This window comes from Trinickia terrae, assembly GCF_005144415.1.
Lineage (GTDB): Bacteria > Pseudomonadota > Gammaproteobacteria > Burkholderiales > Burkholderiaceae > Trinickia_A > Trinickia_A terrae.
This window is the reverse complement of record NZ_SWJE01000018.1, coordinates 24332-45827: the sequence shown is the minus strand read 5'-3', so window position 1 is coordinate 45827 and position 21496 is coordinate 24332. Positions and strand designations below refer to the sequence as shown.

The 21496-nt window shown below is 65.0% G+C and carries 18 protein-coding genes and 2 pseudogenes; 7 read left to right on the top strand and 13 right to left on the bottom strand.

Features of this window, described 5'->3' with window-relative positions:
- Positions 1 to 2 precede the first annotated feature (2 nt).
- The 4 genes and pseudogenes from FAZ69_RS27885 to FAZ69_RS27870 all read left to right on the top strand — a co-directional run.
- A complete protein-coding gene (locus FAZ69_RS27885) occupies positions 3 to 1538 on the top strand; it encodes a hydrogenase large subunit (protein ID WP_136898322.1) in 1536 nt (511 codons plus the stop codon).
- Positions 1538 to 2080, top strand: coding sequence for an NADH-quinone oxidoreductase subunit B family protein (locus tag FAZ69_RS27880; RefSeq protein ID WP_136898321.1), 543 nt, complete (start codon positions 1538 to 1540; stop codon positions 2078 to 2080). The genes FAZ69_RS27885 and FAZ69_RS27880 overlap by 1 nt, the downstream gene beginning before the upstream one ends.
- A gap of 53 nt (positions 2081 to 2133) precedes the next feature.
- Entirely contained in the window at positions 2134 to 2484 is a 351-nt protein-coding gene (locus FAZ69_RS27875; protein ID WP_136898320.1) for a hypothetical protein, read from the top strand.
- Positions 2481 to 2643, top strand: a pseudogene (locus FAZ69_RS27870) (DUF2909 domain-containing protein); the annotation flags it as partial. The gene FAZ69_RS27875 and the pseudogene FAZ69_RS27870, both read left to right, overlap by 4 nt.
- 173 nt (positions 2644 to 2816) lie before the next feature.
- Here FAZ69_RS27870 and FAZ69_RS27865 read toward each other — a convergent pair.
- The 3 genes from FAZ69_RS27865 to FAZ69_RS27855 all read right to left on the bottom strand — a co-directional run bounded on the left by FAZ69_RS27865 (position 2817) and on the right by FAZ69_RS27855 (position 7057).
- Positions 2817 to 4541, bottom strand: coding sequence for a GMC oxidoreductase (locus FAZ69_RS27865; protein ID WP_206171244.1), 1725 nt, complete (start codon positions 4539 to 4541; stop codon positions 2817 to 2819).
- A 291-nt stretch (positions 4542 to 4832) separates the two neighbouring features.
- The gene (locus FAZ69_RS27860; protein WP_136898319.1) at positions 4833 to 5444 is read right to left on the bottom strand and encodes an ankyrin repeat domain-containing protein; all 612 of its coding nucleotides are present in this window, start codon (positions 5442 to 5444) and stop codon (positions 4833 to 4835) included.
- A 92-nt stretch (positions 5445 to 5536) separates the two neighbouring features.
- Positions 5537 to 7057 (bottom strand): catalase, encoded by a 1521-nt coding sequence (locus FAZ69_RS27855; protein WP_439654807.1) that lies wholly within the window; start codon positions 7055 to 7057, stop codon positions 5537 to 5539.
- A gap of 353 nt (positions 7058 to 7410) precedes the next feature.
- Between FAZ69_RS27855 and FAZ69_RS34370 the strand changes: the two are divergent.
- Positions 7411 to 7659 (top strand): annotated as a pseudogene (locus tag FAZ69_RS34370) (methyl-accepting chemotaxis protein); the annotation flags it as partial.
- 51 nt (positions 7660 to 7710) lie between these two features.
- Here the strand turns inward: FAZ69_RS34370 and FAZ69_RS27845 are convergent.
- Positions 7711 to 8664, bottom strand: coding sequence for a hypothetical protein (locus FAZ69_RS27845; protein WP_136898317.1), 954 nt, complete (start codon positions 8662 to 8664; stop codon positions 7711 to 7713).
- Positions 8665 to 8732: 68 nt separating this feature from the next.
- Between FAZ69_RS27845 and FAZ69_RS27840 the strand changes: the two genes are divergently transcribed.
- A complete protein-coding gene (locus tag FAZ69_RS27840; RefSeq protein ID WP_136898316.1) occupies positions 8733 to 9128 on the top strand; it encodes a DUF4280 domain-containing protein in 396 nt (131 codons plus the stop codon).
- 4 nt (positions 9129 to 9132) lie between these two features.
- Here FAZ69_RS27840 and FAZ69_RS27835 read toward each other — a convergent pair whose 3' ends face one another.
- From FAZ69_RS27835 to tssB, 9 genes are all read right to left on the bottom strand, one after another.
- The gene (locus tag FAZ69_RS27835; RefSeq protein ID WP_136898315.1) at positions 9133 to 9684 is read right to left on the bottom strand and encodes a toxin-antitoxin system YwqK family antitoxin; all 552 of its coding nucleotides are present in this window, start codon (positions 9682 to 9684) and stop codon (positions 9133 to 9135) included.
- A gap of 7 nt (positions 9685 to 9691) precedes the next feature.
- The gene (locus FAZ69_RS27830) at positions 9692 to 11680 is read right to left on the bottom strand and encodes a type VI secretion system Vgr family protein (RefSeq protein WP_136898314.1); all 1989 of its coding nucleotides are present in this window, start codon (positions 11678 to 11680) and stop codon (positions 9692 to 9694) included.
- A 97-nt stretch (positions 11681 to 11777) separates the two neighbouring features.
- Entirely contained in the window at positions 11778 to 14333 is a 2556-nt protein-coding gene (gene tssH / locus FAZ69_RS27825; RefSeq protein WP_206171243.1) for a type VI secretion system ATPase TssH, read from the bottom strand.
- Positions 14333 to 15406: a type VI secretion system baseplate subunit TssG gene (gene tssG, locus FAZ69_RS27820; RefSeq protein WP_136898313.1), complete on the bottom strand. Its 1074-nt coding sequence runs from the start codon at positions 15404 to 15406 to the stop codon at positions 14333 to 14335. The genes tssH and tssG overlap by 1 nt, the downstream gene beginning before the upstream one ends.
- Entirely contained in the window at positions 15370 to 17160 is a 1791-nt protein-coding gene (gene tssF, locus FAZ69_RS27815) for a type VI secretion system baseplate subunit TssF (protein ID WP_136898312.1), read from the bottom strand. Before tssF ends, tssG begins: the two co-directional genes overlap by 37 nt.
- A complete protein-coding gene (gene tssE, locus FAZ69_RS27810; RefSeq protein ID WP_136898311.1) occupies positions 17144 to 17617 on the bottom strand; it encodes a type VI secretion system baseplate subunit TssE in 474 nt (157 codons plus the stop codon). The genes tssF and tssE overlap by 17 nt, the downstream gene beginning before the upstream one ends.
- A 12-nt stretch (positions 17618 to 17629) precedes the next feature.
- A complete protein-coding gene (locus FAZ69_RS27805) occupies positions 17630 to 18127 on the bottom strand; it encodes an Hcp family type VI secretion system effector (protein WP_136898310.1) in 498 nt (165 codons plus the stop codon).
- A 93-nt stretch (positions 18128 to 18220) separates the two neighbouring features.
- Positions 18221 to 19711 (bottom strand): type VI secretion system contractile sheath large subunit, encoded by a 1491-nt coding sequence (gene tssC, locus FAZ69_RS27800; protein ID WP_136898309.1) that lies wholly within the window; start codon positions 19709 to 19711, stop codon positions 18221 to 18223.
- A 124-nt stretch (positions 19712 to 19835) separates the two neighbouring features.
- Positions 19836 to 20399 carry a type VI secretion system contractile sheath small subunit gene (tssB, locus tag FAZ69_RS27795; RefSeq protein WP_136898308.1) on the bottom strand — a complete coding sequence of 188 codons (564 nt, stop codon included), beginning with the start codon at positions 20397 to 20399 and terminating at the stop codon, positions 19836 to 19838.
- A gap of 644 nt (positions 20400 to 21043) precedes the next feature.
- On the opposite strand from tssB, the gene FAZ69_RS33445 reads away from it, so the two are divergent.
- A complete protein-coding gene (locus FAZ69_RS33445; RefSeq protein WP_169708783.1) occupies positions 21044 to 21478 on the top strand; it encodes a type VI secretion protein in 435 nt (144 codons plus the stop codon).
- Positions 21479 to 21496: the final 18 nt, after the last annotated feature.

The following is a 21496-nucleotide window of genomic DNA, read 5'->3' as shown; positions in this document are numbered from 1 at the left end:
CGATGCGACTCGATAGCGTACAAAACAACCGCGTCATGCACACGGCCGGCCAGATACCGGTTGCGTTCGCGGACGTTGATGCGTCGGCATGGCGCGACTTCGCACGCACGGCGCACACGGAAGGCGGCCGTCTGATCGCAGTTTGGGGTACCGAAACGGCCGGGTCGATACGGTCCGTCAGCGCCGCATACGAATGCGTCGACGGCGTATTGTGGGTGCGGCTCACGGTGGACGACAGCTATCCGGACCTGTCCAGGCTGTTTCCGTATGCGAACCGCATGCAGCGCGCGATTTACGATCTGACCGGCCTGCGGGCGCACGGTGCACAGGACGAACGTCCATGGTTGAATCATGGCAATTGGCCCCGCGACTATTTCCCGTTGCTAAAAGAGGCGTCGGGCATCGAGAGATTCGAGTCGCGCGAAACTGACTACCCGTTCGTGCAGGTCGCGGGCGATGGCGTACACGAAATCGCGGTCGGACCGATTCACGCCGGTGTGATCGAACCCGGACATTTCCGGTTCTCGGTGGTTGGCGAGAAGGTGCTGCGCCTCGAAGAGCGTCTCGGCTACGTTCACCGTGGCGTCGAGCGTCTGTTCGAATGCACGCCCGCGCTCAACGGCCACCGGCTCGCCGGACGGATTGCCGGCGATTCGACCGTTGCATTTGCATGGGCGTACTGCATGGCACTCGAGCAGGCATGCCAGATTGAGGTACCGGCCTACGCGCTGCGGATCCGCGCGCTGTTGCTCGAGCGCGAGCGTGTCGCAAATCATCTCGGTGATCTCGGCGCGCTCGGCAACGACGCGGGCTTCGCCTTCGGTCTCGCTCACTTCTCTCGCCTCAAGGAAGACTGGATACGCATGAACGATCGCGTATTCGGACATCGCTATTTGATGGACCGGATCGTACCGGGTGGCGTGGCGGTCGGCGTCACGCCCGAGCACGTCGATGCGATGCGTGATCAGTGCGAGAAGATGTCTCGCGACGTGCGCGCGCTGCGCCAGATCTACGACGAGCAATCGGGCCTGCAGGATCGCTTCTCCGGAACGGGGCGGCTGAGCGCGGACGCCGCTGCGCATTTTGGTGTGCGTGGCATGGCCGCACGCGCGAGTGGCCGGCCATTCGACGTGCGCGCTGCAATGCGTGTCGAGCCATACGGCGCCGTGCATGTCGAGCCGGCGAGTGATACTCGTGGCGACGTTGCGGCGCGCGTGGCCGTGCGATTTGCCGAGATCGATGAATCGCTGCGGTTGATTCAAGCCTGGCTCGCCGGACCAGCGAATGGCTTGTTGTCGGTCGACGTGGTGCCAGGCGACGAGGCGGCACGCGGCGTGGGCTGGGTCGAGGGTTGGCGTGGGGACGTATTTGTCGCGCTTGAGATCGATGCGGACGGCGCGATCGCGCGCTGTCATTGCCACGATCCGTCGTGGCAAAACTGGCCGGCGCTCGAGCACGCGATCATCGGTAATATCGTGCCCGATTTCCCGCTGATCAACAAATCGTTCAATCTGAACTATGCGGGACACGACCTGTAATGTGGCAGCTCATTCGACGATTCGCGCGCACGGATTTTCCTGACGAGCAGGCTCCGCAGGCGGAAGCTTCGTGGCGTCACGAGACGCAGCAGATTCAGCAAAGCATCCTCGACCTGATGGGGCGGGCATTGTGCATCCGGCAGATCGACGCGGGCTCTTGTAACGGTTGCGAGCTGGAGATTCATGCGTTAAACAATCCCTATTACAATATCGAATCGCTCGGAATCAAATTCGTTGCGAGCCCGCGCCATGCCGATCTGTTGCTCGTGACCGGCCCCGTGACGCTAAACATGCGGGCCGCGGTGTTGGCGGCCTATGACGCGACACCGCATCCGAAACTCGTCGTGGCGACCGGAGAATGCGCCTGCACGGGCGGCCTCTTCGGCGAGAGTTACGCCGTATGCGGGCCGCTGTCATCCATCCTGCCGGTCGACGTGACGATCCCTGGATGCCCACCATCTCCTGTTGATTTACTGCGAGGCATCCTCGCCGCATGTCAACTGCGCGGCGTTACCCAGGAACGTACGCGCATCGATTCCTGATCGGCGTTGCGAGTCGCCGCCGTACTGATCGAAATCACAAGATTTGTAGTTTCATGACTCCAGTCAAGTTCATCCTTCGATATACCGCCATTCCGCTAACGGCGATCGTCGCGGTCGTCATCTGGGCCGCCGTTCCATCTTCCAGCGAGATCGATGCACGGCAGTACGCGGCCTTGTCGAACGCCTATGGGAACTTTCCGTTGCGATTCCGTGGTGAGATTGCGGAGGCGATGCGCCGAGGACGAATCAGTGACTGGGACTATCAATCGCTCGTTCGCGAGTCACTGGCGAACGGCGTCGCGCTGGATTGGCCGACTACCGGCACAAGCGACGTCGCAACCGAGCGGCGCAGGCTGGCCGCACTCGTACAAGGCGACGCGAAATTTTCTGAAAATCGAAAATGAAGACTTTGCTGGTTGCCGTTGCATTCGTTCTGATAGTCGGGAGTTTGGTTTCGGCGCTGTATTTCATGAGTCGCGATCGCGGCACTACCAAGTAGGATGGCCTGGCCACTCGCGGCACGCGTGGGTTTATCCATCACGCTGTTCTTGAGCTTGCTTTTCAACATGGATCAGTACGGATTTTGGACCGGGGTCAGGCGTCACCGTTTGATGTGCCATCCAAGCTGCGCACGCAGTGAGCCAATTTCCTGCCAAGGCCCCCGGCTCCGCAAGCCGGGGGCCTCGCACTGCGCGCTACGGAATCACGCTTGGTGCAGGAAACAAAAAGGCCTCGTTTATTTAGCCGCGCTCAGCTTGTCGGCAAGATCCTGCGCCAGCGCCACCATCGTCATGGTCGGGTTCCACGAGCCGCCCTGCGGCCACAACCCGCCGCCCGTGACGTACACGTTGGCGGCCGCCTTGAGCCGGTAATCGAGGTCGACCGGCGCGCTGGCCTCACGGCCGAGATGCAGCGTCGAGCTTTCATGCACCAGCGCGGGCACACGGCGCTCGTCGCGCGAGGGGCGCACCGTGGTCCACTCGCCCTCGTCGGGCGAGCCGTGCCAATACTGGATGTGCCCGCTCGAGAGCACCTTTTCCAGAATCCCGAAGGCGCCTTCGTCCATCGCGTCCCAGGTTTCCTCGTCGCTCTTGTTCTCGACGACCTGCAGCAGCGAATTCGTCGTCGGATCGTCGTCCTGCTCGTTGCGGCGGAACCAGTTCTTGTCGTTGCGGTAGTCCAGTTCGCCGAGCACCGCGCAAACGAACACGACGTAGCCTTCCGACGAAAGCAACTGCGCCATCGAGGCGGTAGCCACCACGTCGGGCATATAGCGCAGCGCGGTGCCCGAGTTCTTGACCGGGTGCCTATCCCACAGCGCGGAGAGCTGGATGTGGTACTGCTGCGAGTAGCCCTGCGGGCCGGTGCCGGCGACATAGCAGGCACTCATCTCGAGATCGCCGAACTTGCCGTGCGGGTCGAGTTCCTCCTTCGGCACGCGCGCGACGATCGAGGTGATGAAGTGCGCCGAGAAGCGCTCGCCGACGTTGGCCGTATCGGGGAACGCGTTGCGCACGAGCGTGGCGGGCGGCAGCGTGCCCATCGCGAGGATCAGCTTGGCGTTGCCGAGCGGCAGCACGCCACGCGAGGTCTGCAGCGCCGTCGCCGTGCCGTTCTGCTGCACGATGTGCTCGACCACGCATTCGGTGGCAATATCGACGCGGCTCTCGGGATGGCCGTCGCCGCGCTCGCCCGTCAGCATCAGCAGCTCGCCGGGCGTCGAGAATTTCTGGAAGTCGATGCCGTCGACCTGTTCCCCCGCGCTGGCGAGCGGCGCCGCCTCGCTGCGGTAGATGCCCGGCACGCTCGTCGCGCCTTGCGCCAGCAGCCCCTGGACGCGGTTCTGAAGCTCGCCGTACACGGGCCGCGTGGCCGCGATCAGGCGCCGCTGGGCCGCGTCCTGCCCCTCATCGATCTTGTCGGCCGGCTGCACGCGCAAGAGCCGCTCGGCCGAGGCGAAGTTCTCGTACGCGGCGCGGATGGTCTCGGCCGGCCAGCCGTCCATCTCCTGGACGGTCGGGCGCGGACACCAGGCGCTCCACAGCGTGGAGCGTCCGCCGAAGAACGGCACCATGCCGTGCTGCCAGCGGATGTAGCCGCCGTCGAGGCCTTCGGCCGTCGTCGCCGACAGGGTCCACGGGAAGGTCTCGGACAGGCCGCCCAGCGTGTCCTTGTACGGCAGGGGCAGGTTCTGGAAGTGCTCGGGCAGAAAGAAGGAACCGCGCTCGAGGATCAAAATGCGGCTCGCCGGCCGGTTCTTCAGCATGCGCTCGGCGAAGGCCAGCGCGCAGAAGCCCGAGCCGACGATGACGTAGTCGTAGACGTTCGTTTCGCGCGCGGCTTTCCAGCCGGCGTTGGACAGGAAGAAAACGTGATTCATGACCTCCTGGCCGGTGGGGTTCTGCGGGCCGGGAGTGGGGAAGCCGTAGGCGAGCTTGTCGGACGAAGAGGCGGTCGGCATTTGGACGATCCTTTGGGTGTCAGGGGTGTCGATTTATTGGTTCTGACCGGGCGGGATTACTTGCCGGTAAAAGGCGGTTCGGTTCGATTCGATCCAAATGGGCAATAGAGGCGCGAATGCGCCTGCTGGCGAGAAATTACGTTCAATTCGAATGTCCCCGTTAGTGGCCCAATTTTTTTGCTGGGCCTTGCAAAAAGCCCTCACGATTTTGTGAGGGCTGGGACGAAATATTTCCCTTTTTATTATTTCGGGCAACCTGCTAGGTTTTACAGGCTGCTGTTATCGCGGCGATCATCGCGTCGCGCCGGCGCGGATCAATGCATTGAACGCCTCGTCGTTACCTTGCGTCCGTGCCGTTTGCAGCGCGGTGTTGCCGCGTGCGTCGGCGTGATCGGGATCGGCGCCGCGCTTGACCAGCTCGGGAAGCAGGCTGAGCCTGCCGAACAGCGCGGCGAACGACAAGGCCGTCTCTCCCGCGTTGTTGGCCTGGTCGATCGGGCAGGCGGCATTCAAGAGCTGCTTGGCAATCGGCAGCTCGCCCTTGAATATCGCGCCCATCAATGCGGTATTGCCGTTGCGGTCTCCGAGGCACGGGTTCGCGCCGCGCGCGGCCAGATAGTCGAGGGCCAGCGGCTGCCCGTCGTAGGACGCGAGGATCAGCGCCGTATAGCCCTGCGGCGTTGCCGCGTCGATCGGATAGCCGGCGTCGAGCAAGGCCTGCAGGATGTCGACGCGCCCGAGACGGGCGGCCGCGAACCAGTCGTCGTCGTAGCGGCGCAGGTCGGCGGTCCGCTCGCCTTGCCTGGGCGGCTGGAACGCGGACAACGAATGGCATGCGCCGAGCAACAGCGCAAATGTGAGCATCGACGCGATGGCGAGCAGGCGGAGAGGGCGGGTTTTCATGCGATGGGAAGGGGCGGTGACTGCCGTCACGCGGCCCGCGCATCGCGTGCGCGGGCCGCGTGACGGCTACGTAACGGTTCGGAACGGGCGTCTTAGTTGTCGCTCAACGCGGCGGCCTTCGCCTGCACGCGCGAGAGATCCGCGTGGGTCGCCACGGCGAGCCGCTTGCCGTAGTCGGCGTCCGCCTTGTAGAAGTACGACAGCATCGTGTACTTGTTGTCGTCGTTCGTCACGTGATTCAGGTCGGCCGACAGCGCGGTCACGAGATCGTTCTTGTCCTGGCTCGGCAGCGAGCGGTAATACTCGCCGGCCTGCCGGAAGTCGAGCGTCTTGTGGATCGCGGCCTGCTGAGTCGTGCCGCGCAACGGCGTTTGCACCGGCTTGTACGCAGGACTCTGCGCGACATCGCTCAAGCCCGACGGCTCGTAGTTGATCTCGCCCTTGCGATCCGAGGCGTTCATCAAGCCGTCCTGGTTGTTGCTGACGACAGGCACGCGCGGCCGGTTGATCGGCAGCTCGTTGTAGTTCGCGCCGAGGCGGTACATCTGCGTGTCGGCGTAGGAGAACAGCCGCCCCTGCAGCATCCGGTCTTCGGAGGGTTCGATGCCGGGCACCATGCGCGACGGCGCGAACGCCGACTCCTCGCTCGTTTCGAAGTAGTTGTCCGGTACGCGGTTCAGCGTCATCGTGCCGATCTTGCGCTCGGGCACGTCGGACCAAACCTTCGTGTCGTCGAGCGCGTCGTAGTCGAAGCGGTCAAGGTCCGCCGGCGTCAGCACCTGGATGTACAGGTCCCACTTCGGATCGTCGCCGCGCTTGAGCGCGCCGTACAGGTCGTTGGACATCAGATTCCAGTCGCTGCCGATCGACGTCGGAATGTTCTGCGGGCGAATGCCGTGCACGCCTTGTGCGCTCTTCCAGTGAAACTTCACGTAGTGCACTTCGCCCTTCGCGTTGACGAGCTTGAACGCATGCACGCCGTACCCATCCATATGCCGGTACGAATCCGGCATGCCTTCGTCGGTGTAGAGATGGGTGAGCATGCTGGTGGCTTCCGGCGTATGCGCGAAGAAATCGAACGCGAGGTTCGCGTCCTGCACGCCGGTGACCGCGCTCGGCTTGTTCGCATGCACGAAGTCGGGGAACTTGATGGCATCGCGGATGAAGAAGATCGGCCAGTTGATGCCGACCAGATCCCAGTTGCCCTGGCTCGTATAGAACTTCGTCGCGAAGCCACGCGGATCGCGCGCTTGCTCGGGGGAGCCGCGATAGCCCATCACCGTCGAAAAGCGCACGAACACGGGCGTATGCTCGCCCGGCGTGAAAACCTTCGCGATGGTCAAATCGGAAATGTCCGCATCGGCCACGAACTCGCCGGACGCTCCCGTGCCGCGCGCATGCACGACTCGCTCGGGAATGCGCTCGCGGTCGAAGCGCTGCAGCTTTTCGATCAAGTGCGAATCCTGCAGCAACGTCGGGCCTTCGGGGCCGGCAGTCTGCGAATTCTGGTTGTCTCCTACCGGGGAGCCGTTGTCGCGCGTCAAGGCCGCGGCGAATGCGGCCGACGACATCAGCAGGCCAACCGTGGCCGGAACATACCAGCGCGAGAGCATTCGTTGCTTGTTCATTCTTTCTCCGTGGGGAAGGGTGCCGCGTTGAATTGCTACGAATGCTATTCAGCAGGGGAAAGTGCTTCCAATGGAATTTAAATATGAATGGAATAGGGATTTTTAATTGTTCAATTCAGCGAATGAAACGTCGATGCGAAATCGGTTTTTATGCGATTCGCATGGGTTTTTATCACCGATTTATCGAACCATGCCATCTAAATTTTAGAAATCTGAAGGTCGTCACTCAGCTAATTCTCGGCTTCTCGGCGGTTATCGCTTTGCTGATTGCACTGGGCGTCTTCAGCCTGCTCCAAGTCAGCGCCGAAAACGCCCACGTTGGGGAGCTGCGCGATAACTCGCTGAGCGCTATGAAAGAGCGGCTCACGGGGATCGCGCAGGGCATCAAGACCGCGAGCGAGTCAATCTCGGTCGCGGCGGGAGAAATCGCACAAGGCAATAGCGATTTGTCACAGCGCACCGAGGAGCAGGCCGCGTCGCTCGGACAGACGGCGGCGAGCATGGCGGAGCTGGCGAGCACTGTCCGGCAGAACGCGGACAACGCGAAGCAGGCCACCCAGTTGACCAGCACGGCGTCGACCATCGCGGGCGTTGCGTGACGCGATAGCGGTTTTCAAGCTTGGGTGAAGCTGAAGATCCTAACCACCGGTCAAGCTCTGCCAGAGTCCTGCTGATTCATCCACCTCGTCAGGACTCTGTGACTGAACGAGCTCCCACGCATCCATGCGCATTTGATCCGCGGGATACGCCTTCTCAAGGGCGGTGTTGATGTACCTGCGCATCTCGCGGGCGACGGCCCCATACTCTTTGAAGTCAGGGCGAGTGGCGCGCCGACAGTCCATTGTCCTTGTGTAAATCGTTTGGTCGTCCAGCTTCACGCGGTACCAGATGGATTCACCCAAATGCTCCCAGCCCCTCGCCAGCTTCGCCTGAACCTCGACCTCCAGACCCTCCATGCGATAGCCATAAAGGACGCACTCGAGAATCAATTGCTCGGTATTCTGGAACGCTGTCGCCGCAACAATGTTGTCCGGACTGTCCGATCCTCCCATTCCATGGGCTACCAGATGACACCATTCGTAAGCGATATATGCGTGCCCGCTCGTGATGCTGAGACCGCTACTGCGAAGTCGCGCATACTGCGTAGCCGACAGGGCTTGGCCGCATTCCTTGAGCGTCGCGGCGTCCATCGCCGCTTTGTGACCGCGCTTTGGTCTGTAGCCATGCTTGACCTCCTTCGCCGGTGGGCGTTTCACATCTCCCCACCCGGTGTACCAGGCCCAGCTACCCTCTTGAAGAAGCACATTGGCGATGCCGTGGGCGGGGCCGCGTATCCACGGAGGCACCCAGCCGGAAGATGTTCCGAAGCGGCCGTGCGTACCGCTGCCCGTCTTCCTTGGGACAACCTCGTTTTTCAGCGACAGCGCGCCTTCGCGCTTCGCATGTTCCTCTGCCGGGTCGATGCGTGAACCGTCGCTCGGTATCCGCGTTCCCTTTCCCGTTGCTCTTCCCTGTCTGACTGTCCAATGGTGACCATCCAGATCGCGCACATGGAAGCTATTGCCCCGGAAGTAAGCGTAAAGCTCGCTCATGTCTACCCCCCAAAGATTTACACTGCGGGAACTTCGATCGCCAAGTCCGGCCAGCACAGCGAGCCATCATGTCCAGTCCCCAAGTCTGCTCCGGCGCCAACCTTCAATGCTCGTTCGGCGCAGCGCCCGGCGTGCTGAACGTCTTGCCGACTAACCGCACGCTGGTCGGCGGCGTGCCGGCGGCGACCATCATGGACAACATTCCGATCGTCAACATCGCGCCGTTCGGCCCCTGCCAGAGCCTGGCCAATCCCACCGTCGCCGCCGCCACCGCCGCGGCGATGGGCGTGCTCACGCCGATGCCGTGCGTTCCCGTCACTGCCGCCCCGTGGATTCCGGGCGGAGCGCCGACGGCGCTGATCGGCTCCATGCCCGCGCTCGACGCGCAAGGCACGCTCATGTGCACCTGGGGCGGCGTCATCAAGGTGATGCAACCGGGCCAGTTCACCACGCTCGTGCCGTGACACCTCAGCCCGAAGCCTCCGGCGTGCCGTGTATCCCGCGCCACCATTGCCGCCAGCGCGAAATCGGCTTGCCCTCGGCGTCGAGCGGCCGTCCGTCGCTCGCATAGCGCTCCGCCGGCCCGGCCGGCTTGCCCGCGCTGAATATCTGCCGTTCCGCAACCCTTCCGTTCGGATGAAAGCGCTGTAGAACGCCATGAGGTTTGCCTTGCTTGTAGCTCCCGTGCTCGAGCAAGGTGCCGTCGGGCAGCCAGGTCTTGCTGTCTCCGTTCAGCACGCCGTGGTCGTAGTGCGCCTCGCGCTGGACCGTGCCGTCCGGCAGGTAGTAGGTCGCCTTGCCATGCAGCTTGCTGTCGGCATAGTTGAGCTGCGCCGAGCGCGTGCCGTCCCGGTGGAGCATCGTCGCGGGCCCGTGCAGCTCGCCGCGCACGTAGCTCAGCACGGCCACCGGCGCGCCGTTCGCATGAATCCGAGCGGTGCCATGCAGCGCGCCGTCGAGCGTCGTGCCGTCGATGCGCGAGTCGCCGCTCGCGAACGAAACTTGCTGAAGTCCCTCCATCGCCGCCTCAATTGATCTTGACGATGCCGCCCTTGACGGTCAGCATGCCGCCGCCGTCGACGGTCTGTTCGGCCGAGCCCTTGTTCGAGACGCTCATCCCTTCGTTCGAAAGCGTGCCGTCCGACTTGTTGGTCAGCGACGTGCCCGCCTTGTTGGTCAGCGAGATCGCCGCCTGATGCGTCATCGATCCATCGGTTTTCGCGGTCAAATCGCCGGTGCTTTGCAGCGTAAGCGTGCCCGTGACCTTGATGCTCAGGTTGCCGTCGACGGTCAGCGTGAAGTTGCCCGACACGGTCTGTTCGAGGTTGCCGCCGACCTTGCGCGTCTCGTTGCCGCCCGCCTTCACGGTGCGCGTCCCCGCGATATCGACCGTTTCGTTACCGGTCTTCACGGTCGCGCTGCGATTGCCCTGCTCGACGACGAGCGTGTCGTCGGCTTGCTTCACCGTATGCGTGCGCGCATTCTGGATCGTGCTCGTCTCGTCGTGGCCGATGGTCCAAGTGGCATCGTTCAGGACGTTCACCTTCAAATCCTTCTGCGCCTGCAGGAACACTTCCTCGCTGTCCTGCTTGTCCTCGAAGCGCAGTTCGTTGAAGCCCGCGCCGCCTTTCGACGTGCTGGTCTTGATGCCGGATTGCGTCTGGTTGTCCGGCAGCGTGTAGGGCGGCAGATTGGCGCCGTTGTAGACGCTGCCGGTGATGAGCGGACGGTCCGGATCGCCGTCGATGAACGTCACGACTACTTCGTCGCCGATGCGCGGCATGAACTGCATGCCGAAGCGCTTGCTCGCCCACGGCTGCGCGACCCGTATCCAGCACGAACTCTGCTCGTCGTTCTGGCCGTCGCGGTCCCAGTGGAACTGGACCTTGACTCGCCCGTACTGATCCGTCCACAGCTCTTCGCCGGCCTTGCCGACGACGGTCGCGGTCTGCGCGGGCATCGCGGGCCGGCGCGTCGTGCATGCGGAGCGCCAGGCGGCGTCGGCCGCGAATGCCTCGAAGCGGTTGCGGTACGTGCCGTGGCCGGCATCGTGGACGACACTCGACACGACCCACGCGATGTTCGCGCTATCCGACTCGTGCCCGCTCAGCGTGAACTTGTAGCCCGGCATCAGCGCGCGGCAATCGCTTTCACCGACGAGGCGGCGCTTGCCGTTGCGCAAGGCGTCGATGCGGCGTTTGGTGATCGCCGATGCGGCCGTGCTGGTTTCGTAGCGCCCCGGGTACTCGTACACCGTCAGCGCGTTCGATTCGGCCTCGGCCTGCGAGAACAGCTGCGAGGCCGGCGTCAGGTAGGCGTAGTCGGAATTGGCGAAGGCGCCGGTCACGGTTTCCTCGACGATCTCGCAGTAGAGCACCTGGCCTGCCTCGCGCTCGCCGGCGTGGCCGGACACATAGGCGAGCGTGGCCGCGCCGGGCAGCGTCTCGAACGCATCGTTGCTGTCCGCGATGACGAGCGTGTGCTTGCCGCTTGCGTGCCGGAAGAAATAGAACCAGCCTTCCTCCTCGCAAAGCCGGCTGACGAACGCGAAGTCGGTTTCCCCGTACTGCACGCAATAGGCCCGGGCCTCGTAGCTGCCCGTCAGCGAGAACGAAAAGTCGCTGATGCTGTGGCCGTTGAACACGGCTTCGATGATCTGCTGCGTCGTCTTGCTCTGGAAAATGCGGTTGTTCGCCGCGAGCGTCAGCAGCCAGAGCCAGGAGCGCAACTCCAGCGCGTAGTGGCTGCCGTCCACCGTGGACGGCAACTGCGCGGCGCGCACGCAGACCGCATCGATGAGGCGTGGCGTTTCGCCCCAGACGAGCGAGAGCGTCGCATGCTGTCCGGTCATGCTCGAAAGCGCGGCGGGCGGGGAGGCGCCCAACGCGCGAACGCTCAACTCGGCGACGGCGCTGATCGCCTCGCGTCCGCTGAGGCTGGACGGAAAGAGCGGCGCGAACGGAGCGCCGGCAATGGCGATGCGCGTGGTGTCATCGGTGGGAGTCGGACGGGACATGGCGGGCGGGCGTTGCGCGCTCAAAGAGGGAAGAGGGCCGTTCGGCGCGACGGGCGGGTCGTGGCTCGCGGCATGTGGCGAGGGCGGCGGTCGCCGGTCATTCGAGCGCCCACTGCGCGAGCGTGCCGACCAGCTCGTTCATCATCACGTTGTCGATCTCGCGCGCGCCCGCCGCGCGGCAGCGCGCGAGCACAGCATCGACGATGCGCGCGTCGAACGCGAACTGCTTGCCAGTCGATTCGTGATAGCGCGTCCTGAGCTGCTCGAGCTTTTTCTCGATGATCGCGCGCAGCACGGCGTCGTCGAGCGGCCGGTAGGGCACGGCGGTCATGCGGGCGAGGAAGGCGGGGCGGAACGCCTTGAGCAAGGCTTCGCGCAGCCGCAGCGCGAACGCCTCCGTCGCGAGCGTCCCGGTCGGCACGTGCAGCAGCAGCTCCGCGCCGACGTTGCTGGTCGCGAGAATCACAGTGTTGCGGAAATCCACGGTGAGGCCCGTGCCGTCTTCCATCACGCCTTTGTCGAACACGTTGTAGAACGCTTCGAGCACGTCGGGATGGGCTTTTTCGATTTCATCGAGCAGCACGACGCTATAGGGGTGGCGGCGCACCGCCTCGGTCAGCATGCCGCCGGCGCCGAAGCCGACATAGCCGGGCGGGGCCCCCTTGAGCTGCGAGACCGTATGCGCTTCCTGATACTCGGAGAGGTTGATCGAGATGAGATTGCGCTCCCCGCCGTAGAGTGCGTCGGCGAGCGCGTAGGCTGTCTCGGTCTTGCCGACCCCGGTCGGGCCGACGAGCAGGAACACGCCGACCGGTTTCAGCGGATCGGTCAGGCCCGCGCGATAGGCCTGGATCCGCTTGGCGATCCGCTCGAGTGCTGCGTCCTGGCCGACGATGCGCTGCGCGAGCCGCTCCTTGAGCGTGCGCACCGCATGCATCTCGTCGGCCAGCATCTTGCCGACGGGAATGCCGGTCCAGCTCGCGATCACAGCGGCGACGGCCTTCGAGTCGACGCAGACGGGCACCATCGCGTCATCCTCGCGGATCGCCTCGAGCCCGCTTTCGAGCCGCGCCAGCTTGGCCGAGAGGTCCTCGAGCTGCTCGCTTTGCGCGCTGTCGGGCGCGGTGCGCAACGCGAGATCGAGCGACGCGAGCCGCGCGCGCGTTTCGAGAATCTCGCGGACCGCCGCCGCCTCGGCCTGCCAGCGCGCATCGAGCTCGCGCACGAGCGCCGCGTTGCGCTGGTGCTCCGCATCGAGCGCGGCGAGCCGCGCCCCGTGGTTCGCGCCCATCACCATTTCCTGCCGCAGGCGCGCGAGCTCGTCGTGCAGTGCGCGTTCGCGATGCCGCGCCGCTTCGAGCTGCGGCGGCGTGTCGTGCTGAGCGAGCGCGACGCGCGCGCAGGCCGTGTCGAGCACGGCGATCGCCTTGTCCGGGAGCTGCCGCCCGGAGATGTAGCGGTGCGACAGCTTCACGGCGTCAACGATCGCGGCTTCGAGCACGGCCACGCCGTGGTGCTGCTCGAGCTTGGCGGCGACGCCGCGCAGCATCGCCACCGCGGTCGCCTCGTCGGGTTCCTCGATCTGCACGAGCTGAAAGCGCCGCGCCAGAGCCGGATCTTTTTCGAAGTACTTCTTGTATTCGAGCCAGGTGGTCGCGGCGATCGTGCGCAGCTCGCCGCGCGCGAGCGCGGGCTTGAGCAGGTTCGCGACGTCGCCCCGGCCTTCCGCTCCGCCGGCCCCGATCATCGTGTGCGCTTCGTCGATGAACAGGATGACCGGCTGCGCGACCTGCTTGACCTCGTCGATGATCCCCTTGAGCCGCTGCTCGAATTCGCCTTTGACGCTGGCGCCCGCCTGCAGCAGCGCGAGGTCGAGCACGCGCAGCGTGACGTTCGCGAGCGGCGGCGGCACGTCGCCCGCGGCGATGCGCAGCGCGAGCCCTTCGACCACGGCGGTCTTGCCCACGCCCGGCGCGCCGACCAGGATCGGATTGTTCTGGCGCCGCCGCAGCAGGATGTCGACGGTCTGGCGGATCTCCGCGTTGCGGCCGACGATCGGATCGATACGTCCCGCGTGCGCTTCGGCGGTCAGGTCCAGCGTGTATTGGTCGAGCATGGACGGCGCGCTCGCGGCGGCGTCCGTGCGGCTCTGCCGCGCTTGCGCGGCCGCGGGGCCGCGCTCGGACGAGAGCGCGAGCCACGCCTCGCGGTTCATGCGCAGCGCGGCGCTCGACACGCGCAAGATCGACGGCACGCTTGCGGAGAGCTGCGCGCACAGGGCGTCGTTGTCGAGCAGCGCGAGCAGCAGCGTCCCGGAGCCGACGAGCGGCTCCTGCAACACGACGGTCGACAGCACGAGCGCGTCCTGCAGCAGCAGCACGAGGTTCGCGGAGAACGTCGGCATGCGCGTGTTGCCGCGCTTGAAGTGCTCGAGGGCGGCGTTGATCTCGGCGATGAGCGCGTCGCGTTCGAGGCTGAAATGCGGGAGCACGCAGGCCAGGTCGCCGCCTTCGATGTCGAGCAGCTCGAGCAGGAAATGCTCGAGCTCCACGTCGAAGTGCGTGTGCCGCAGACACCGTTGCGCGGCCTGCTCGAGCGCGCTGCGCGCCGGCCGCTCGAGTTTGCCGACCAGCGTCTTCAGGTCGATCGCCATTACACGGCCCCGCTGGCGCCGCGCAGCGTCATGCGGGCGACGCGGGCAGGGGGCGTCGCCCCCGCGCCGCTCCAGGCCGTCCAGCCGAGCCGCGGCGGCTCGGCTTTCGAGAGGCCGGCGGGTGGCTGCTCGCCGGCCTTCAGATGCAGCTCGACGTGATAGTAGAGATCGTCGCCGAAATAGGCGGCCGTGAGGCCGCGCAACTCGGCATGGCGCCGGCCGCCGGGCAGGAAGGATTGGTAGTCGGCCAGCCGCTCCAGCGGGCCGATGATGAGCCGGATCCCGCGGTGCTGGTCCCAGATCCGCCTGCCGGCCACGGCGCCCGCGCCCAGCAGGTGATTGCTGCCGCGGCGGCCGATGCTCGTCCGGCTCGCCTCGGGAAGATCGCGCCAGCCGCCCGCGAACGGCGAAGAGCGGATCTTCACGCCGAAATGGTGGTGCGCGATCACGTCGAAGCCCGCCAGCGAGCGCCGGCTGTTCGCGAACAGCCCCGCGCGCGCGACTACGGCATGCGCCTCGATGCCCGCCGGGAGCGCCGTCGTCCGGCGAGCCGACAGCTGCAGGCCGGCGAGGCCGCGCAGGACCGTCTGGGCGGGACTTCGATCGGGCGCGAGATAGGGATCGGCGACGCGATACTTGCGCTGGGCGCGATAGAGCAGCGCGAGCAGCCGGTGTTGGAACAGGTTCAGGAAAGCGATCGCGGACGTGTCTTTGCGGCGCACGCGGTCCTGCAGCCATTCGAGGTAGGTGTCGGGCAGCGGCCCGTCCGGCCCGCCGAGACCGAAGGCGTTGACTTCGAGCTGCGGCTGCTGCCGCCCGTCGCCGGCGGGCGCGGCGAGCGAGCGCAGCGGCGCCTGCCGCACGGCGCCGAGTGCGCTCGGCGCGAACACGGGCGCGAGCGCCCCCATCAGGCCGAGTGCTTCGGCGCGCGGGTCCAGGCCGGTGCCGAGCGGCACGGCTTCCGGCCGCAGCAGTTCGAGCAGGCGCACGGCCTGCGCGAATTCGAACGCATGCGGTTCGTCAAAGAGGCGCTGCGCTACAGAACGAGCGGGCTGCCCTGCGTCGGCCGCCATGCGTGAATCTCCTTGCCGTCGCGCGTGAGCGCGGTGTGCACGAAACGGTTGGCGCTCGCGTAGAGCGAGAAGAAGTGCGCGAGCACGCCGGAAAACATCAAGGGACTCGCGCCGACGAAGTGCGACGTGTCGAGCTCGACGCACACCTTGAGACCGTTGCACCAGCCGCGCCACAAATCGTCGCCGACATGGGCGACCACCGGCTCGCTCCTCACGCTCGCGAGTCCGGCGATCTGCCGCTGCGCGGCGGGATTGGCCGTGAGATTGTGCAGCTCCAGCATTTCGCGCAGGGTCGGCAGCGCGTTCGGCCCGGAGACGAGCGGCGCGTGATTCAGGACGAACTGCGAGGCGAGGCGCCAGCGCGAGCTGCCGTCCAGGACGGCCGGGATCTGCCGCGTCGGACGGTGCGCGATGCGCACGCTCGCGACCGGCCCCGGCTGCTCGAACGACAGCGCGGCGCCGGGTTCGAGCGTGTGCGCGAGGTGCCGGTTCGTGCACAGCAGCTCGGCCGTCAGCGTGCGCGCGGGCGGGCGGCTCGAAGGATCGAAGCAGGTATCGACGAACGTCAGCATCATGTCGCTGCCGGGACGCGACGGGTGCAGGCCTAAGACGCGCCGCGCGTGCCAGTACAGCGTCGAGCCGAGGCCGTGCTGGACGCCGTAGTAGGGCGGCACCTCGGCGACATCGGGGCCGTTGACGGCGCGCACGCGGCGCACCGCGTAGATCTCGGTGCTCGCTTCGCGGTGCGCATCCGGGCTCACGCGCATCTCGCGCTGCGTGCCGTCGGGGCGCAGCGGCTCCGACGTGCGCTCGAAGAGATTCAGCGCCGGCGTGCAGCCGAGCGCGAAGTCGTGCGCGTGCAGCGTGAGCCGCCCGCCCGGCGCGGCCGTGAGGCCGATCAGCAGGTCGAGCCGGTCGCCGGCGGCCTCGGGCGGCTTGAACGGCAGATCGAAGAAGGCAAATTTCTCGGGAAAGGCGAAGTATTCGACGAGCAGCCGGCAGGCCGGGTGCACGCCGTCTTCGAGCGGCAGCAGCGCTTCGGATTCGTCGAAGCCGACCGGCTCGGGCTTGCCGGGCAGCGGTTGCGGGGGCGAGTCGGGCGCCTGCACGTAGAGCGCTGCGGCATGCGCGCCCAGCAGGTCGTAGAGCGTCGCTGCCGTGGCCGGCGAGCCCGCCAGGCGCAGCCGCAAGCGCTCGATCGGCAGCGCGCCGAACGTATGCAAGCCGGTGCAGCGCAGCGACAGGCGCAGTGCCGCCTGCAGACTCCCATTCGCCGTCACGGCCTGGGCCTCTTCGGCATTCAGCAGCTGCGTCGCCTCGAGTTCGATCGGCCAGAGCGTGACGTCGGCCGAGGTGCGCCAGCGCACCGTGGCGCCCTCGGGCGTGACGTGCAGGAGCGGCATGTTGCGCGGCACCGTGTAGCCCGCAGCCACGCTGCCTTGGGTCGGATCCGCCTCGAACTGCGCGATCGTCATCGACGGGATGGGCCGCGACGCATAGGGATAGAACTGTTCGAGCAGTCCGTCGGTCAGCTCGGAATACTCGTCGTCGAGCGTGCGCTGAATGCGGGCCGTCAACAGCGCGAAACTCTCCAGAAGACGTTCGACATGCGGATCGGCGCTTTCGCCGTGACCGAGCTCGAGCCGGCGGGCGATCTTCGGATAGCGCTGCGCGAAGCTCTCGCTCGCGCGGCGCAGGTAGGTCAATTCGCGCTGATAGTAATCGAGCAGCAGGTCGTCAAGCGATGCGTTCATTCACGACTCCGACCGGCTGTCCGTCGGCCAGTTGCGCAACGTAGGAAACCGGCCAGCGGCCGTCCGCGGCAACGAGCAGGCCCGTGATGCGCAGCCGCAGCCGCCACGGCACGTCCGGGTCCGGCTCGATGTGCGCGCGCGGCTGCGCGAGGCGCGGCTCGAACGCCGTCACGGCCTCGACGATGTCGCGCTCGAGCGTCGCGCGGTCGCCGGCGCGCGCGGCGTGGCTCGCGCTCCAGTCGGGCAGCCCGTAGAGCAGCACGTCGAGTGGCCGCCGCGCCGGCGTTGTCCCGCGCCGCGTGTTGAGGAGCCGCATGAGCTCGGCTCGCACCGAATCGCGCAGCTCGCCAGGCGTAAGCATGCGCCGCGCCGACGGCTCGTCGGCCGAGAAGGGCGCCTCGTCCTCGAGCCGCTCGAAGAGCGGAGACCGCGCAACGGGAGAGAGCGCCGACGGCATGGGACGCACGCGTTACTTGACGAGCTTGTTCGCGGCGAGATCCCAGGTGGACGCGGCCGTGCCTTCCTTCGAGCCGTCGTCCTTCTGCGCCGTGATCTCCCACTTGATCTTCGTGAAGTTCAGCGACAGCGTCTCGACCGGCTTGCCGCCCGAACCGCCCGACACGCTCACGTTGCTCAGGACGACGTTGCTGAGCGTGTAGGTGATGAACGGCATGATCTTGCCGTCGCTTTCCGCGGCGTTGCGGCCGACGATCACCGTCGCGGTCGCGATCGCCTTGCCGCCGCAGCAGTATTCGTTGAGCGTGGGCGTGGCGATATCGATGAACTTCGTGACGGTCATCTCGCCGATATGCGGCTTGCCCGACGTGCGCTCCGAGTTGCTGACGTCGTTGGTGACCTGCATGGCCACGTTGTGGCTATACGACATCAGTTCGATCTTGTCGGTATAGCCTTCGAGCGTGCATTCGCCCTTGATGTCGTCACCGAGATCGAGAATGATCGAATCCATGAATCAGCGCTCCTCAAGCATGTATGGGGAAGCGGCGCGTGCCGTGCCGGCCGCGCCGCGTGGATTGGATGTGCAATGCCGCGAGGCGGGGAATCAAGCGGCGGCCGGAGGCGGCAGCGCCGCCACGAGGCGGATCGACGCCGTGAGCTCCTCGAGCTGAAAGTGCGGCCTGAGGAACACCGTCGCCCGGTACGCGCCCGGCTTGCCGGCGACCTCGGTCACGTCGATGCGCGCCTCGCGCAGCGGATACTGCGCCTTGATCTCCTGCGGGGCGTTGTCGTTGAGCAGCACGTAGTCCGCGATCCAGGTGTTCAGGTAGGCGCGCACGTTGTCGCGCGTCATGAAGCTGCCCACCTTGTCGCGCATGATCACCTTGATGTAGTGAGCGAAGCGCGACGCGGCGAGCACGTAGGGCAGCATCGCCGAGATGCGCGCGTTGGCCGTGGCCTCGTTCGTGTTGTAGGCCGTCGGCTTGTTGGCGGTCTGCCCGCCGAAGAACACGGCCATTCCTTCGCTCTTCTTGTGGCACAGCGCGATGAAGCCGAGCGAATCGAGCTCTTTTTCGCGCCGGTCGGTGATCGACACCTCGGTCGGGCACTTCATCGCCTTGTCGCCCGAGGCGGTCTGGAAGATGTGGTCGGGCAGCTTCTCCACCGCGCCGCCGCCTTCCACGCCGCGGATCGCCGCGCACCAGCTGAACTGCGCGAATGCGTTCGTGATGCGCTGGCCGAGCGCGTAGGCCGCATTGCCCCACAGGTATTTCGAGTGATCGGTGCCATCGACGTCTTCGGTGAAGTGCATGCCGTCCACCGGGTTGCTGTCGGGATGGTAGGGGCGGCGCATCAGCACGTGAGGCAGCACCAGTGCGACGTAGCGCGAGTCTTCGCTCTTTCTGAATTCGCGCCAGCGATGCATGTCGATCGACTCGAACACCTTCGACAGATCGCGCGGCACGCCCAGCTCGGTGAAGCTGCCCATGTCGAACAGTTGCGGATGCGCGGCCGAAATGAACGGCGCATGCGCGGCCGCGGCGACCGATGCGAGCTTCTCGAGCAGGCTGATGTCGGGTGTCTGGCGAGAGAAGTAGTAGTCGCCGACCAGCACGCTGAACGGATGGCCGCCGAACGTGCCGTATTCCTCTTCGTAGATCTTCTTGAAGAGCGCGCTCGTGTCGACGTCGATCGCCTTTTCGAGGTCGTTCTGCAAGTCTTTCTTCGAGGCGTTGAGCAGGCGCAGCTTGAGCCGCGTGCTCGTCTCGCTGTTCTTCACCAGGTAGTGCAGCCCGCGCCACGACGACTCGAGCGCCTGCATGTCGGGGTGGTGCAGCACCTTGTTCAGCTGCTGGCTGATCAGCTCGTCGATCTTCTTGATGTGATCGTTGATCATCGCGACGGTGTCGCGGCTGATCTTCATCTTCATCTTCTCGTTCTCGTCGAGCAATTGCTGCGCGAACTCGGCGAGCAGTTCGCGCGCGGTTTTTTCCTGCTCCTCGTTGTGGGCCATGCGGCCTTCCTGGACGATGCGATCGAGCAGGCTAAGCGTTTCTTTTTGTGCGGGCGCAGCCGCGGCTTGAATGTCGGACATGAGCGTCTCCGGTGGGCCAGAGTTGGCGCTTCAGCGTGCCGGAGGGAGTTAGCGCTTTAGCGCTTGCTCCAAGCTCCATGCAGAGCACCTACTCCGCCCCATGCAAAGAATTAGCGGCGTGGTATCAGTTCGCGGGTGCATCGCCCGCGGGCGCATCCGGCGTGCCGGACGAGGGCGTCGCCGCGGCGGCGCCATCCTTCGGATGCGCGGCCTTGATCTCAGCGAGGCCTTGCGTGTTGTGCACGACGTCCTGCAGCAGCTTGTCGAGCTCGTCGTTGCCGTCGAGCTTCGTCAGCAGGTCGCGCAGGCGCAGCCGCGCTTCATAGAGCTGCTTGAGCGGCCCGATCTGCTTGACGATCTCCACCGGATCGAAGTCGTCGATGTGCTTGAATTTCAGCTCGAGATTGAGCTTGCTGCCGTCCGTTGCCAGCGTGTTGTCGACTTGCAGCGTGACGCGCGGCGCGATCGACTCCATGACGTCGTTGAAGTTGTCGCGATCGATGTCGACAAAGCGGCGCTCCGTCATCTTGGGCAGCGGCTGTTCCGGGTTGCCGGACAAATCGGCAAGAATGCCCACGACGAGCGGCAATTCCCTTTTCTCGATGGCATTGCCGGTTTCGACGTCGTACGTGATCTGCACGCGCGGGGGGCGGTTCCTTTCGAACCAATGCTGTGTACTGTCTGCCATGGTCACCTCAGCAAGTTTCTTTTTTTAATGCGTTGAATGAATAGGGCCTATCGCTTTTTTGTCACTTTTATGACGCTTTTTTGCTTCTTGCCTGATGGTGGCATCGCCCCGATGGACGTGCGCGGCCGTCACGCATGCAATCATTCGGCAGAATGAAAGGAAACCGAAATATTCAATGTCGTGTCACGCTCAAGTGCAGCAAAAGATTACGGATGCAATCCGCACTTGGCGACGCCCCCAATTGACTTAGCCCGGATGCCTATGCATATGGCTGTTGCAGCCAAATGAATTCGATGACCCAGAAAAATTCACTCGACCACTTAAAGATAAGACAAAATTACTCTACGATAGTCGTCAGCGAATTTCAAACTAAATTTATTTGACCATTGGGGATCCGCTTTAAACATTTCGTAATCCTTACGCGGTGGGTCGAAAAAAGGCCGTCATGCCGATTGGGTGCGGAAATTGCAGTTTCCGCGGCGTACGCGACGCATGACTCAATGCATGACGCGGACATTGCCTGACGCTATCGAAGCACGACGCCGGCGCTTGCCGGTAACAATGAACGAAAACGAACATCGAGCGATAGGGGGAGCGAAGTGACCAGCGCGTTGCGACTTGCCGGCTGCCGGTTGCCGGGTTGGATGGCGGCATTGCTCCTGAGCGTGCTGTGCATGGCAGGCTGCTCCGCATCGCTGCCGCGCGTCAAGATCGATTCGCTTGCGATCAACGTCGCGGCGCAAGCCAATCTCGATACGCCGATTGCCGTCGACGCCGTCCTGGTACGCAATCCGCAACTGTTCGACACGCTGCTCGGCCTGCCGTCCGCGAAATGGTTCGCCCAGCGCGACCAGCTGCGGCGCGACTATCCGGGCGACCTCATGGTGCTGTCGTACGAGCTCGTGCCCGGCCAGCAGCTCACCGATCCGGACTTCGCGTTCAAAGGGCAGCGCGCAGCCGGCGTGCTGGTGTTCGCCGATTACCAGACGCCCGGGGCGCATCGCGTGCGCCTCGACGGCGGCCCCGCCAAGGCGAGGCTCCAGCTCGGCGCCCAGGACCTTCAACTGATCTCACGCTAAAGGCAAGCCATGAACATC

Coding starts and splice junctions, on each gene's coding strand:
- tssG (WP_136898313.1), bottom strand. CDS start 15,406: ATGGCGGCCGACGCAGGGCAGCCCGCTCGTTCTGTAGCGCAGCGCCTC.
- tssC (WP_136898309.1), bottom strand. CDS start 19,711: ATGTCCGACATTCAAGCCGCGGCTGCGCCCGCACAAAAAGAAACGCTT.
- FAZ69_RS27860 (WP_136898319.1), bottom strand. CDS start 5,444: ATGAAAACCCGCCCTCTCCGCCTGCTCGCCATCGCGTCGATGCTCACA.
- FAZ69_RS33445 (WP_169708783.1), top strand. CDS start 21,044: ATGGCGGCATTGCTCCTGAGCGTGCTGTGCATGGCAGGCTGCTCCGCA.
- FAZ69_RS27805 (WP_136898310.1), bottom strand. CDS start 18,127: ATGGATTCGATCATTCTCGATCTCGGTGACGACATCAAGGGCGAATGC.
- FAZ69_RS27835 (WP_136898315.1), bottom strand. CDS start 9,684: ATGGAGGGACTTCAGCAAGTTTCGTTCGCGAGCGGCGACTCGCGCATC.
- FAZ69_RS27885 (WP_136898322.1), top strand. CDS start 3: ATGCGACTCGATAGCGTACAAAACAACCGCGTCATGCACACGGCCGGC.
- tssF (WP_136898312.1), bottom strand. CDS start 17,160: ATGAACGCATCGCTTGACGACCTGCTGCTCGATTACTATCAGCGCGAA.
- FAZ69_RS27875 (WP_136898320.1), top strand. CDS start 2,134: ATGACTCCAGTCAAGTTCATCCTTCGATATACCGCCATTCCGCTAACG.
- FAZ69_RS27880 (WP_136898321.1), top strand. CDS start 1,538: ATGTGGCAGCTCATTCGACGATTCGCGCGCACGGATTTTCCTGACGAG.
- FAZ69_RS27865 (WP_206171244.1), bottom strand. CDS start 4,541: ATGCCGACCGCCTCTTCGTCCGACAAGCTCGCCTACGGCTTCCCCACT.
- FAZ69_RS27855 (WP_439654807.1), bottom strand. CDS start 7,057: ATGCTCTCGCGCTGGTATGTTCCGGCCACGGTTGGCCTGCTGATGTCG.
- tssE (WP_136898311.1), bottom strand. CDS start 17,617: ATGCCGTCGGCGCTCTCTCCCGTTGCGCGGTCTCCGCTCTTCGAGCGG.
- tssH (WP_206171243.1), bottom strand. CDS start 14,333: ATGGCGATCGACCTGAAGACGCTGGTCGGCAAACTCGAGCGGCCGGCG.
- tssB (WP_136898308.1), bottom strand. CDS start 20,399: ATGGCAGACAGTACACAGCATTGGTTCGAAAGGAACCGCCCCCCGCGC.
- FAZ69_RS27840 (WP_136898316.1), top strand. CDS start 8,733: ATGTCCAGTCCCCAAGTCTGCTCCGGCGCCAACCTTCAATGCTCGTTC.
- FAZ69_RS27845 (WP_136898317.1), bottom strand. CDS start 8,664: ATGAGCGAGCTTTACGCTTACTTCCGGGGCAATAGCTTCCATGTGCGC.
- FAZ69_RS27830 (WP_136898314.1), bottom strand. CDS start 11,680: ATGTCCCGTCCGACTCCCACCGATGACACCACGCGCATCGCCATTGCC.